Origin of the sequence: Ralstonia sp. 1138, from assembly GCF_040544795.1 — a bacterium.
GTDB classification, from domain to species: Bacteria; Pseudomonadota; Gammaproteobacteria; order Burkholderiales; family Burkholderiaceae; genus Ralstonia; species Ralstonia flatus.
The window spans coordinates 185,106-198,371 of sequence record NZ_JBEPKQ010000003.1; the positions used below are offsets into that span (position 1 = coordinate 185,106).

Consider the following 13,266-nt stretch of genomic DNA (forward strand, 5'->3'; position numbering starts at 1 on the left):
TCAAGCCGATTGATCGTCATGACGCTCACCGAACTCAAATACATCGTCGCCGTCGCGCGGGAACGCCACTTTGGGCGTGCCGCGGAGGCCTGCTTCGTCTCGCAGCCGACGCTGTCGGTCGCCATCAAGAAGCTGGAAGACGAACTGGCCGTGCAGATCTTCGAGCGCGGTGCGTCGGAAGTGAGCGTCACGCCCGTCGGCGAGCAGATCGTCACGCAGGCGCAGCGCGTGCTCGAGCAGACCATGGCGATCCGCGAGATCGCCAAGCAGGGGATGGACCCGCTGGCCGGGCCGCTGCGGCTCGGGGTGATTTATACGATCGGCCCGTACCTGCTGCCTGCGCTGGTCAAGCAGATGATCGACACCGTCCCGCAGATGCCGCTGATGCTGCAGGAGAACTTCACCGTGCGGCTGGTGGAGCTGCTCAAGCAGGGCGAGATCGACTGCGCCATCATGGCCGAGCCGTTTCCCGAAGCCGGCCTGATGACGGTGCCGCTGTACGACGAGCCCTTTGTGGTGGCGGTGCCGCGCGGCCATGAGCTGGCCAAGGCATCGTCGGTGGACCCGGAGGCGCTCAAGCAGCAGACCATGCTGCTGCTCGGCAACGGCCATTGCTTCCGCGACCATGTGCTGGGCGTGTGCCCGGAGCTGTCGCGCTTCTCGCAGAACGCAGACGGCATCCAGAAGACTTTCGAAGGTTCGTCGCTCGAAACGATCCGACATATGGTGGCCAGCGGCGTGGGCATTACCGTGCTGCCGCGTACGTCGGTGCCGAACATGCAGCCCGCCGCCACCGATCTGCTGACCTACGTGCCATTCCAAGAGCCCGTGCCTGACCGCCGCGTTGTGCTGGCCTGGCGCAAGAGCTTCACCCGCATCGCCGCAATCGAGGCGGTGGCCAAGGCGGTCGCGCAATGCGATCTGCCCGGCATCAAGCTGCTGCCGCCCACGCCGCTGATTCACTGATTCATTGATTCACTGATCCGCTGAGTTGTCAGTTGGCCGTCACCGCATGACGGCCATAGCGCACGTCTAATTGATAGATAAAAACAATCAAATATACGGATCAATAGCGTAAAGATAGACTGTGTTCCATGGTGAGCGCATCGCTCACCGCCCGATCACCGTGGAGCCCGTCATGTCCTTGCCGCTTGCCTCGAACACCGTTGCGACCGTGCTGGAATGGCTCGCTGCCTATGGTGAATCGCACTGACCTGACGGATGCACGAAGTTGCTCGCGCGAATGGTGCGGGCATCAGGAGGGCGCAGGGTCGCAAGGAGAAGAAAACATGGCAATGGTGCGGATGTTCGTTTCGGAGTGGCAGGGATTTGCGGGCACAGTGCGCGCCTCGCACGCGGAGGTGCCGACGCTGTCCGGCATGCCGGGCAGTGCAGCCGGTGGCCGCGGCCCACGCGCGGCTGAATCCGCCCGCCTGCAACGCAAGTGGGTGCGCAAGCAGATCGGTCTGTCCATCGTGGCTGCCGGCGCTATGATCGTGCTCCTGCACGGTATGGTGCAGTTCACGGTCTGACGACCGGCCGGATGCTCGGTTGCCAGCCGCTCTGTGTTTCGTCATAGGACGATGCGACGATCGGAACTTGCTGCGCGAGCGGCAACCGAAAGAAGGCTCCAAGCACGCGTGGCCCGACGCTGAATCCAGCGGACGGCATCGCGTTTTTGCACACCACTTCATAGGGGAATCCAGATGGCAAAGAAGAACAGCGGCGCGCCTGCCGCAGCCCAGATCAACATCGGCATTGCTGACAAGGATCGCAAGAAGATCGCAGAAGGCCTGTCGCGCCTGCTGGCCGATACCTACTCGCTCTATCTGAAGACGCATTACTTCCACTGGAACGTCACCGGCCCGATGTTCAACACGCTGCATCTGATGTTCGAGACGCAGTACAACGAGCTGTGGAATGCCGTCGACCCCGTGGCCGAACGCATCCGCGCGCTGGGCTATCCGGCACCGGGCTCGTATTCGGAGTTCGCCAAGCTGTCGTCGATTCCGGAGTCGAAGGGCATTCCCGAGGCGATGGACATGGTGCGTGAACTGGTGGCCGGCCACGAAGCCGTGACGCGCACCGCCCGCAGCCTGTTCCCCGACGTCGACAAGGCCGCCGACGAACCGACCGCCGACCTGCTGACGCAACGCATGGACATTCACGAAAAGACCGCGTGGATGCTGCGTTCGCTCCTGGCTTAAGGCTGACCTGACGGCCGTTCGCCACGTTTGCGACAGGCGTTTCGACAGCAGCGAATTGCGCCCCACCCGCGAGCCCGTTGTGTTGCGGGTGGGGCGGCATCAACCCCATGACCTAGACGAGAGAATCATGACGACTGAAGCCAAATGCCCGTTTTCCGGCCATGCTCCCGCTGCTTCGCACACCTTCGGTGGCGGTACGGCCAACAAGGATTGGTGGCCCAATCAGCTGCGTGTTGATCTGCTGAACCAGCATTCCGAGAAGTCCGATCCGCTCGGGTCGAGCTTCAACTACCGCAAGTCGTTCAATGCGATCGACTACGACGCGCTCAAGGCCGATCTGCGCCGCCTGATGACGGACTCGCAAGACTGGTGGCCGGCAGACTTTGGCCACTACGGTCCGCAGTTCATCCGCATGGCGTGGCACGCCGCCGGCACGTATCGCACGGGCGATGGCCGTGGTGGTGCCGGCCGCGGCCAGCAACGTTTTGCACCGCTCAACTCCTGGCCTGACAACGTCAACATCGACAAGTCGCGCCGCCTGCTGTGGCCCATCAAGCAGAAATACGGCCAGGCTATCTCGTGGGCCGACCTGCTGATCCTGACCGGCAACGTTGCGCTTGAAACCATGGGCTTCCGCACGTTCGGCTTTGCCGCCGGCCGTGAAGACACGTGGGAACCGGACAACGACGTCTACTGGGGCAACGAGACCAAGTGGCTGGAAGCCACGCGCTATTCGGGCGAGCGCAACCTCGCGAACCCGCTCGCCGCTGTACAGATGGGCTTGATCTACGTGAACCCGGAAGGCCCGGAACATGCTCATGGCGATCCGCTGGCTGCCGCAAAAGACATCCGCGAAACCTTCGCCCGCATGGCGATGGACGACGAAGAAACCGTCGCGCTGATCGCCGGTGGTCACACCTTCGGCAAGACCCATGGCGCCGGTGCGGCAAGCCACGTTGGCGCCGATGTCGAGGCCGCGCCGCTGGAAGCGCAAGGCCTGGGCTGGGCCAGCACCTTTGGCACCGGCAAGGGCGCGGATGCGATCACCAGCGGGCTTGAAGTCACCTGGACGCAGACGCCCGCGCAATGGAGCAACTACTTCTTCGAGAACCTGTTCAAGTACGAATGGGTGCAGGAAAAGAGCCCCGCCGGCGCCCTGCAATGGGTGGCCAAAGACGCCGAGGCGATCATTCCGGGCCCGACACCCGACTCGCCCAAGCGCAAGCCGACGATGCTGACGACCGACCTGTCGCTGCGTTTCGATCCGGCATACGAAAAGATTTCGCGCCGCTTCCTGGACAACCCGCAGGCCTTTGCCGAGGCCTTCGCCCGCGCCTGGTTCAAGCTCACGCACCGTGACCTCGGCCCGAAGTCGCGTTACCTCGGCCCCGAAGTGCCGCGTGAAGACCTGATCTGGCAAGATCCGCTGCCGGCCGCCACGCACAAGCCGACCGAGGCCGATATCGCCGACCTCAAGGCAACGATTGCCGCTTCCGGCCTGTCGGCATCGGAACTGGTTGCCGTGGCGTGGGCGTCTGCCTCGACCTTCCGCGGGTCGGACAAGCGCGGCGGCGCCAACGGCGCGCGCATTCGCCTGGCGCCGCAGAACGATTGGGCGGTCAACCAGCCGGTGGCCGGCACGCTGGCCAAGCTGGAGGACATTCAACGCGCCTCGGGCAAGGCTTCGCTGGCGGACGTGATTGTACTGGCAGGCAGCGTTGGTATCGAGCTGGCCGCGAAGGCAGCCGGCACGACGATCACCGTGCCGTTCACGCCGGGCCGTGTCGATGCGACGGCCGAGCAGACCGATGCTGCATCCTTCTCGGTGCTCGAGCCCGTGGCCGATGGCTTCCGCAACTACCAGAAGTCGAAGTTCGCGGTGCCGGCCGAAGTGCTCCTGCTCGACAAGGCGCAGCTGCTGACGCTGACGGCGCCCGAGCTGACCGTGCTGATCGGTGGCCTGCGCGCCATCAACATCAACGCGGATGGCAGCCAACACGGCGTCTTTACCCGCACGCCGGGCGCACTGACGAACGACTTCTTCGTCAACCTGCTCGACATGAACACCGAGTGGAAGCCTGCCGGCGACATCTACGAGGGCTATGACCGCAAGACGGGCGAGCGCAAGTGGACGGGCACGCGCGTCGATCTGGTGTTCGGCTCGAACTCGATCCTGCGTGCGCTGGCCGAGGTGTTCGGCAGCGCCGACGGTAAGGAGCGCTTCATCAGCGAGTTCGTGGCCGCATGGGTCAAGGTGATGAATCTCGACCGGTTCGATTTGGCCGCCGCCTAAGCTGCTTTCGGCGGGACTAAAATGGCGCCTTGCCTCGTGCAGGCGCCATTTTTCTTTGGTGATTTCCATGCAATCGTCCGCTGCCCAACCCAGCCGCCTCGTGCTCTATGCGCGCCTGATGCGGATGGACAAACCGATCGGCACGCTGCTGCTGCTGTGGCCGACGCTGTGGGCGCTATGGATGGCGGCTGATGGTCATCCGCCGGTCTCGCTGGTGGTGATTTTTACCGTCGGCACGTTCCTGATGCGCTCGGCCGGCTGCGCCGTCAACGACTGGGCCGATCGCGACTTTGACAAGCACGTCAAACGCACCAAGGAGCGACCGATCACCGCGGGACTGATCGCCCCGTGGGAAGCGCTCGCGGTTGCGGCGGTGCTCTCGCTCATCGCCTTCACGCTGATCCTGCCGCTCAATGCGCTGACGAAGTGGATGTCGGTTGCCGCCATCGTGATTGCCGGCACGTATCCGTTCTTCAAGCGGTTCTTCGCGATTCCGCAGGCGTACCTCGGTATTGCGTTCGGGTTTGGGATTCCGATGGCGTACGCCGCGGTGCAGGATCAGGTGCCGATGCTGGCGTGGCTGATGCTCGCCGGCAATGTGTTCTGGGCCGTCGCCTACGATACCGCGTATGCGATGGTCGACCGCGATGACGATTTGCTCATCGGCATCAAAACGTCGGCCATCACGTTCGGACGCTACGACGTGGCGGCGATCATGCTGTGCTACGTCGGCTTCTTCGGGATCATGGCCTGGGCTGGCCATGTGATGGCGTTAGGCGTGGCGTACTGGATTGGATTTGCCGCCGCCGTGGCGTTGTCGCTTTGGTATTACCCGATGCTGCAGACGCGGGATCGGATGAAGTGTTTTTTTGTTTTTCGGCATAACAATTGGTTGGGGGCTTGTTTGTTTGGCGGGGTGGTGGGGGGGTATTTGATGCGCTGAGTTCTTGTGCTGTTGGTCCACCCTCCTTTCGTTCCCTGCCGGGACCGACTCACTTTTCTTTGTCTTGCCAAAGAAAAGTAAGCAAAAGAAAGGCGCGCCCGAGATGGCGAAAGATTCCTTGAATTTGCGTAACCGGGCGGAGGTGGGGAAAACTCGCTGCGCTCAGACAGTTCCCCACCTTTTTTCCGCCCGCTTACGAAAATTCAAGGCGCCATCAAGGGCCTAACGTCAAAAGAAAAAGGCCAACCCGTCGTGAGGTTGGCCTTGTCGTTTGCGCTGGCGCTGCGTTGGTTTGGTCTTTGACTTTCCTGCCCTAGATGGCGCCTTGAATTTCTGTTGCAGGGAGGAAAAAGAGGGGAGGCCTGTCTGAGCGCAGCGAGTTTGCCTCCCCTCCCTCCCTGCGACATAAATTCAAGGGGAAGTCGCCATCTCGGGCGCGCATTTCTTTGCTTACTTTCTTTGGGCAAGACCAAAGAAAGTGAGTCAGCCCCGGCAGGGGATGAAACAAGGGATGCACCACCAAGCCGTCAATCCCGCCCAAACTCCTCGCCCATTTCTTTGCCACGGGCAGCAGCAGCCTGCATGGCCCGCACAAACGCAGCCTTAATACCTGCGCCTTCCATCGAAGTGAGCGCCGCATAAGTCGTCCCGCCCTTGGACGTCACACGCTCGCGCAGCACCTCCACCGGCTCGGTCGATTGGCCCGCCAGCGTGGCCGCGCCAATAAACGTCTCGACTGCCAGCGTGCGCCCATCTTCCGCCGACAGCCCCAGCTCCTGCGCCGCCTGCTGCATCGCTTCGATGAAATAGAACACGTACGCGGGGCCGCTGCCCGAGATGGCGGTCACTGCATCAATCTGCGCTTCGGCGGGCACCCAAACGCTCTTGCCGACGGCATTGGCGATGGCGCTGGCGGTCGCGCGGTCGGCGTCGGACAAGCCCGCATTGGCAGCCAAGCCGGTCATACCCAGACCGGAGAGCGCAGGCGTATTCGGCATCGCCCGAACCACACGCGCGTGGCCATTCAGCCAGCGCGACAGATCCTGGATCCGGATGCCCGCCGCCACCGACAGCACCAGGCTGTCGCGCAGATGCGGTGCCAGTTGCGCACAGACCTCGCGCATCTGCTGCGGTTTGACGGCCAGGACGATCACGTCGCGGTCGGCCAGTTCGGCGCCCGGCGCGGCAGCTGTGCGGGCGCCCCAGGTCTGCTCGGCGCGGCTGCGGGCGGGTTCGGTCGGGTCTACCACCACGATGTTGGCGCCGTGCGCGCCCTTGGCGATCAGGCCGCCGATGAGGGCCGCCGCCATGTTGCCGCCGCCGATGAAGCCGAGTTTCAGAGTGTCGAGCATGAGAGTGGTGGTGTGAGAGGAAACAGGAAGTCAGGCGTTGGCATACTGCCGCGCGCCAAAGATGGCGCTGCCGACACGCACAATCGTGGCGCCTTCGGCAATTGCGTCTTCCAGGTCGGCGGACATGCCCATCGAAAGCGTATCGAGCGGGATGCCGGCCTCGCGCAACCGGCCCGCCAGGGCACGCAGATCAGCAAACGGCTTGCGCTGCGCCACGGGGTCATCGCTGGGCTCGGGCACGGCCATCAGGCCGCGCAACTGCAAGCGGGGCAGGGACGAGACGGCTCGTGCCACGGCAACCACCTCATCGAAATCGGGCAGCAGGCCATGTTTGCTGGCCTGGCGGCTGATGTTGATCTCGAGACAGACCTGCAGCGGCGGCAGGGTGTCCGGGCGCTGGGCCGACAGGCGCTCGGCGATCTTCAGGCGATCGACGCTGTGCACCCAGTCGAATTGTTCGGCCACGGCGCGCGTCTTGTTGCTCTGCAGGGGGCCGATGAAGTGCCAGCGGATCGGGTCGGGGCCCGTGCGCAGGTCGGCCAGCGCGTCGATCTTGGCGATGCCTTCCTGCACGTAGTTTTCGCCGAAGAGGCGTTGCCCGGCGGCATGCGCGGTGCGTACGGCATCGGCGTCGAACGTCTTCGAAACCGCCAGCAATGTGACACCCGCAGCATCGCGCGAAGCCAGTGTGCAGGCCGTTGTGATCCGTTGACGCACGGCTTGCAAGTTGGCGGCGATTACAGACATAATCCGGCGACGTTTGTTACAAATAAACAAGGTTCCGGCACGTCAAAACAACGGCTCGGAGCGCGTCTGGAGGCGCCATTGCGACGCCGGGCGACATAAAAAAGTCGGGGGTCATTATAAGATGGACATCGCGCAGCTTCTGGCGTTTTCCGCCAAGAACAAGGCGTCGGACTTGCACCTGTCGGCCGGACTGCCGCCGATGATCCGGATCCACGGCGACATGCGCCGGATCAACGTGCCCCCGCTCACGCACCAGGATGTGCACTCCATGGTGTACGACATCATGAGCGACGGGCAGCGCAAGGTCTACGAAGAAAACCTGGAAGTCGACTTCTCGTTTGAGATCCCCGGCCTCTCGCGTTTCCGGGTCAACGCGTTCAACCAGAACCGCGGCGCTTCGGCGGTGTTCCGGACGATTCCGTCGAAGGTGCTTTCCCTGGATGACCTGAAGGCGCCGGCCGTGTTTGCCGATCTGGCGATGAAGCCGCGCGGCCTGGTGCTCGTCACGGGCCCGACCGGCTCGGGCAAGTCGACCACGCTCGCCGCGATGGTCAACCACCGCAACGAAAACGACTTGGGCCACATCCTCACGGTGGAAGACCCGATCGAATTCGTGCACGAATCGAAGAAGAGCCTGATCAACCAGCGTGAACTCGGGCCCCATACGCACTCGTTCGCCAATGCGTTGAAGTCGGCACTGCGTGAAGATCCGGACGTGGTGCTGGTCGGCGAATTGCGTGACCTTGAAACCATTCGCCTGGCGCTCACCGCAGCAGAAACCGGCCACTTGGTGTTCGGCACGCTGCACACCAGCTCGGCAGCCAAGACCATCGACCGGGTCGTCGACGTGTTCCCGTCGGACGAAAAGGAGATGGTCCGGACCATGCTTTCCGAATCGCTGGAGGCGGTGATCTCGCAGACGCTGCTCAAGACGCGCGACGGGTCGGGCCGGATTGCGGCGCACGAAATCATGATTGCCACGCCGGCCATCCGTCACTTGATCCGCGAGAACAAGATCTCGCAGATGTACTCGATGATGCAGACAAGCAGCGGCATGGGCATGCAGACGCTTGACCAGTGCCTGTCGGAGCTGATCAAGCGCTCGGCGATCAACTACGCAGACGCGCGCGCCATCGCCAAGAACCCGGACGCGTTCGCGAACTGATACGCGAACTGATACGCTGACCGAACCGTCAGCGCGCTTTCCAATTCTTTCCAGGAGGGGCACGCCATGCTGGACCGCGAAGCCGCCACCAAATACATCCACGAACTCTTGCAGTTGATGGTGAACAGCCGTGGCTCGGACTTGTTCATCACGGCAGAATTTCCGCCCGCGATCAAAGTGGACGGCAAGGTCACGCCGATCTCTCAGCAGCCGCTGAATGCCCAGCAGGCCCTCGGTCTGGTCAAGTCGATCATGAACGAGAAGCAGCTGCGCGAGTACGAAGACAGCTCGGAATGCAACTTCGCCATCACGGCGCCGGGTGCGGGGCGTTTCCGCGTGTCGGCGTTCATGCAGCAGGGCCGCGCCGGCATGGTGCTGCGGACCATCAACACGAAGATCCCGACGCTGGGCGAGCTGGACCTGCCGCCGATCCTGAACGAGATCGTGATGAGCAAGCGCGGCCTCGTGATCGTCGTGGGCGCCACGGGCTCGGGCAAGTCGACCTCGCTGGCGGCGATGGTGGGCTATCGCAATGCGAATTCGTACGGCCACATCATCACCATTGAAGACCCGGTGGAATACGTGCATGCGCACCAGAACTGCGTGGTGACGCAGCGCGAGGTGGGCGTGGATACCGAGTCGTGGCACGTGGCGCTGAAGAACACGCTGCGCCAGGCGCCGGATGTGATCCTGATCGGCGAAATCCGGGATCGCGACACGATGGAATACGCCATCCAGTATGCGGAAACCGGCCACCTGTGCCTCGCCACGCTGCACGCCAACAGCTCGAACCAGGCGATCGACCGGATCATCAACTTCTTCCCGGAAGAGAAGCGTCAGCAGCTGCTGATCGACCTGTCGCTGAACCTTCGCGCAATGATCGCGCAGCGCCTGCTGCCGCGTCAGGGCAAGAAGGGGCGCGTACCGGCCGTCGAGATCATGCTGGCGACCCCGCTGGTGCAAGACCTCATCTTCAAGGGCGAGGTGCATGAGCTGAAGGAGGTCATGAAGAAATCCCGCGAGCAGGGAATGATCTCGTTCGACCAGGCGCTGTTCGAGTTGTACGAACAGAACAAGATCACCTACGAGGATGCGCTGCGCAATGCGGACTCGCTCAACGATCTGCGCTTGCAGATCAAGCTGCACAGCAAGCGGGGCGGCCAGACCGACCTGTCGGCCGGCACCGAGCATCTGAATGTCGTCTGATGTGGCTGATGCGCTACACCATTTGAGGTAATTTGCGGCGCATAACGTTTGCGCCTCTTCCTGCACCCACCTGTCGTCATTAACTTTCCTTAATATTTGCTGAGAATTGCCGTATAAACCGGCGAGCACGCCTGTCGAGTCACTTGACGGGCGTGAATAAAAGAATTGCCTTAGCAAATACGGGTGGGTGGAAACGTGGCAAGCAGGCCGATACGCCAGCGCGCGCAAGCCGCGCGGGGCTTTACGCTGATTGAGTTGATGATCACGGTGGCCATTGTTGGCATCTTGGCGATCATTGCTTATCCCAGCTACGTCAAATACATCGTCCGCTCCAATCGGGCAGCGGCGGAATCCTTCATGCAGGAAGTGGCGGCCGCGCAGGAGCGCTTCCTGCTCGACAACCGCGCCTATGCGCCTGACCTGACAACGCTGCAATACGCCAGCAACGTCCCGGCCAACGTTTCGCCCAATTACACCTTCACGCTGAGTGCCAGCAGCGTGCCGCCGTCTTACCAACTGGCGGCGACGCCGCTGGGCTCGCAGCAGGCGAACGACGCCGCCTGCGGCACGCTCACGCTGACGAACACCGGTGCCAAGGCGGCTTCCGGCGGCGCCTCCAACTGCTGGAAGTGAGGCGCGCCATGAACACCCTGCGAAAGCCCATCCGTGGTTTCACGCTCACCGAGCTGATGGTCACGCTGGCCGTGCTCGCCGTCCTGGTGACGATTGCCGTGCCGTCGTTCTCCGGCATGATCGCGACACAGGCCACACGCAATGCATCGTTCGACCTGTCGTCTGCCGTGTCGTTGGCGCGTGCCGAGGCGGTCAAGCAAAACGCCGTGGCCACCGTCTCGACCACCAGCAACTGGGCGACCGGCTGGACGCTGACGGTGGGCTCGCCCGCCACCGTCATTCGCACATTCGGCCCCTACAGCGGCGTGACCATCGCGGCGAGCAGCGGCAACACGCTGTCGTTCGGCAACGATGGCCGACCCACTGCAGGCGGCGTCACGTTCCAGGTCACGCCGACGAGCGCCTCGCAATCCGTTTCCTCGAGCTGCGTGCAGGTGGGCGGCACCGGCCGCGTCGCCGTGGTGTCGGGGACGTGCTCATGAGCGGCGCCGCACGCTTTCGCCATCGCAGGTCGCGCAAGGCCGCGCAGCGTGGGTCGACCCTGATCGAAATCCTGATTTCGGTCGTGATTCTGCTGGTCGCGCTGCTGGGCGCGGCGGGGATGATGGTTCGCTCCAACCAGTCGGAGATGGAGTCCTACCAGCGCGTGCAGGCCCTGACGTTGTTGCAGGACATGGCCGCGCGGCTCAATGCCAACCGCCAGGTGGCCGCCTGCTACGCCGTGGCCGGTGCGATCACCACCGTGGGCACGGGCGGTGTCTCGGCGCCCAGCTGCACGATGGGCACAGCCGCGCAGCAAGCCACGGTCACCACCGATCTTGCGGCGTGGAACAACGCGCTTCTCGGCAATACCGAAACCGCTGCGAGTGGGGCCGTCGCTGTGGGCGCCATGATCGGCGCGCGCGGCTGCATCGAAGCCGTCGACACCGTCAACCAGATCTACCGCGTGACTGTCGCGTGGCAGGGCCTGGTGCAGACCGTGGCGCCGGCCTTGCCCTGCGGCAGCGGCAGCGGCAATTACGGAAACGACGCTTACCGGCGCGCCATCAGCGTGCAGGTGCGCATGGGGGTGCTGTCATGACGACGCCTTCCAAACGTCCTGCACATCGCACACATCGCACGCTGCGGTCTCTGCAGCGCGGGATGTCGCTGGTCGAATTGATGGTCGGCATGGCGCTCGGGCTGCTGCTGCTGACCGCGTTGGCGAGCTTGTATGCATCGACCTCGCAATCGCGCGTGCAACTCGGCAACAGCGCCACGCAGATCGAGAACGGACGCTATGCGCTCGACATCATCAGCCAGGAAGTCGGGCTGGGCGGCTTTCTCGGCGACCTGAACCTGCTGGGCACCTCCGCCGTTGCCACGCCTGATGTCTGCGCCGCGGCCATCAATGCGCTCGGCTTCAGCACCGGCCCGGCAACGGTGCCGGTGGCCATCTACGGCTACGTGCCCGGCGCGAATGCGGCGCCGTGCTTGCCCAACCTGTCCCCCAACTCGGAAATCCTGGTGGTGCGCCGCGTGTCGAGCACCGTCACCTCGGCGAGTGCCGTCGCGGCGGGGCAGGCCTATCTGCAGGACTCCTTCTGCAGCACTGACACGTCGCCCTTTGTGTTCAGCGCTACGGCAACGGATTTCACGCTCAAGGACAAGACCTGCACCAATCTGGCAGACCTGCGCCAGGTCAGCGTGCGTGCGTTCTATCTGGCCACGTGCGACCGTTGCGGCACGGGCGGCGACAGCATTCCGACGCTCAAGATGGTCGAGTTTTCCAGCGGTGCAATGCAGCCGCCCAACTCGATCGCCCAGGGCATCGACGACGTGCATTTCGCCTATGGCGTGGACATGGACGGCAATGGTTCGCCCGATTGCTACGTCGCCAATCCCGGCATCGACAACAGCGCTGCGTGTACCAACGTGGGCGGCTACAACTGGCTCGCATCCGCCGCGACCAACTGGAGCAACGTGACGGCCGTGCGCATCAACGTGCTCGCGCGCACGCTGGGCGTGTCACCGGGCTGGACGGATACGCGGTCTTACGACCTCGGCCGCGGCACGCTCACCGCCCCTTTCAACGATGGCTACAAGCGGCACGTCTACGCGGAACTCGCGCGCGTCGCCAATGTGGCCGGCCCTCGGGAGTAGCCATGCGGCGCTTATCGGTTCGCCAATCGGCACGTCAGTCGGGCGTGACCCTCGTTGTCACGCTGATCTTCCTGGCGATCTTCATGGGCATCGTCGTGATGATGATGAACTCGGGCGTGATCAACACCAAGATCGCCGCTAACCAGCAATACGGCCTCGAAGCACGCAGCGCGGCGCAGCAGGGTATCGAGCAGGTCATCAGCGTGGATTTCACTTCCAATCCGGTCGCGACCAGCGTGCCGGTCGATGTGAACGGCGATGGCAAGGCGGACTACACCGCGCAGGTGGCCGCCCCCGCCTGCGTGGCCACCAAGCCCATCGCCAATACGCAGCTGACGACAGATACGACCAGCCCCAACTTTGCTGCCGACTCGTCCTGCTTCAGCGGCGTGAACAACAACTCCGACACCGGCATCCTGACCGCTGCCGGCACGCCGGGCGGCATGTCGAACTGCAGTGCGACGCAGTGGGATGTCGCTGCCACCGTCAACGATGCCAATGGCACGGCCGTGAGCACCACGCTGCATCAGGGCGTGGCCGTTCGCGTGCTGACCGGCGCCGCGTGTCCGTAAGCCAAC

At 63.5% G+C, this 13,266-nt stretch carries 14 protein-coding genes; 12 read left to right on the plus strand and 2 right to left on the minus strand.

What is annotated here, in order from left to right:
• Positions 1-18 precede the first annotated feature (18 nt).
• The 5 genes from ABIC76_RS13720 to ubiA all read left to right on the plus strand — a co-directional run bounded on the left by ABIC76_RS13720 (position 19) and on the right by ubiA (position 5,443).
• Entirely contained in the window at positions 19-966 is a 948-nt protein-coding gene (locus tag ABIC76_RS13720; RefSeq protein ID WP_102066787.1) for a LysR substrate-binding domain-containing protein, read from the plus strand.
• Positions 967-1,289: 323 nt separating this feature from the next.
• Positions 1,290-1,532 carry a hypothetical protein gene (locus tag ABIC76_RS13725; RefSeq protein ID WP_354534305.1) on the plus strand — a complete coding sequence of 81 codons (243 nt, stop codon included), beginning with the start codon at positions 1,290-1,292 and terminating at the stop codon, positions 1,530-1,532.
• A 174-nt stretch (positions 1,533-1,706) separates the two neighbouring features.
• Complete coding sequence (locus ABIC76_RS13730; protein ID WP_027680580.1) at positions 1,707-2,207, plus strand: Dps family protein; 501 nt, start codon at positions 1,707-1,709, stop codon at positions 2,205-2,207.
• Positions 2,208-2,334: 127 nt separating this feature from the next.
• A complete protein-coding gene (katG, locus tag ABIC76_RS13735; RefSeq protein WP_354534306.1) occupies positions 2,335-4,500 on the plus strand; it encodes a catalase/peroxidase HPI in 2,166 nt (721 codons plus the stop codon).
• A 67-nt stretch (positions 4,501-4,567) separates the two neighbouring features.
• A complete protein-coding gene (gene ubiA, locus ABIC76_RS13740; protein ID WP_354534307.1) occupies positions 4,568-5,443 on the plus strand; it encodes a 4-hydroxybenzoate octaprenyltransferase in 876 nt (291 codons plus the stop codon).
• Positions 5,444-5,970: 527 nt separating this feature from the next.
• On the opposite strand, the gene proC is transcribed toward ubiA, so the two are convergent.
• Both proC and ABIC76_RS13750 read right to left on the minus strand, forming a co-directional pair.
• Positions 5,971-6,795 (minus strand): pyrroline-5-carboxylate reductase, encoded by an 825-nt coding sequence (proC, locus tag ABIC76_RS13745; protein ID WP_354534308.1) that lies wholly within the window; start codon positions 6,793-6,795, stop codon positions 5,971-5,973.
• A 30-nt stretch (positions 6,796-6,825) separates the two neighbouring features.
• Positions 6,826-7,542, minus strand: coding sequence for a YggS family pyridoxal phosphate-dependent enzyme (locus tag ABIC76_RS13750; RefSeq protein ID WP_354534309.1), 717 nt, complete (start codon positions 7,540-7,542; stop codon positions 6,826-6,828).
• 121 nt (positions 7,543-7,663) lie between these two features.
• Between ABIC76_RS13750 and ABIC76_RS13755 the strand changes: the two genes are divergently transcribed.
• From ABIC76_RS13755 to ABIC76_RS13785, 7 genes are all read left to right on the plus strand, one after another.
• The gene (locus ABIC76_RS13755; protein ID WP_354534310.1) at positions 7,664-8,707 is read left to right on the plus strand and encodes a type IV pilus twitching motility protein PilT; all 1,044 of its coding nucleotides are present in this window, start codon (positions 7,664-7,666) and stop codon (positions 8,705-8,707) included.
• 66 nt (positions 8,708-8,773) lie between these two features.
• Positions 8,774-9,913 (plus strand): PilT/PilU family type 4a pilus ATPase, encoded by a 1,140-nt coding sequence (locus ABIC76_RS13760; protein WP_012762832.1) that lies wholly within the window; start codon positions 8,774-8,776, stop codon positions 9,911-9,913.
• Between the two features lie 195 nt (positions 9,914-10,108).
• Positions 10,109-10,546 carry a type IV pilin protein gene (locus ABIC76_RS13765; RefSeq protein ID WP_354534311.1) on the plus strand — a complete coding sequence of 146 codons (438 nt, stop codon included), beginning with the start codon at positions 10,109-10,111 and terminating at the stop codon, positions 10,544-10,546.
• Between the two features lie 8 nt (positions 10,547-10,554).
• Positions 10,555-11,028: a GspH/FimT family pseudopilin gene (locus tag ABIC76_RS13770; protein WP_354534312.1), complete on the plus strand. Its 474-nt coding sequence runs from the start codon at positions 10,555-10,557 to the stop codon at positions 11,026-11,028.
• The gene (locus ABIC76_RS13775; RefSeq protein WP_102066766.1) at positions 11,025-11,627 is read left to right on the plus strand and encodes a type IV pilus modification PilV family protein; all 603 of its coding nucleotides are present in this window, start codon (positions 11,025-11,027) and stop codon (positions 11,625-11,627) included. The genes ABIC76_RS13770 and ABIC76_RS13775 overlap by 4 nt, the downstream gene beginning before the upstream one ends.
• Positions 11,624-12,688, plus strand: coding sequence for a PilW family protein (locus ABIC76_RS13780; RefSeq protein ID WP_354534313.1), 1,065 nt, complete (start codon positions 11,624-11,626; stop codon positions 12,686-12,688). Before ABIC76_RS13775 ends, ABIC76_RS13780 begins: the two co-directional genes overlap by 4 nt.
• Positions 12,689-12,690: 2 nt before the next feature.
• The gene (locus tag ABIC76_RS13785; RefSeq protein ID WP_354534314.1) at positions 12,691-13,260 is read left to right on the plus strand and encodes a pilus assembly PilX family protein; all 570 of its coding nucleotides are present in this window, start codon (positions 12,691-12,693) and stop codon (positions 13,258-13,260) included.
• The last annotated feature ends 6 nt before the right edge of the window (positions 13,261-13,266 follow it).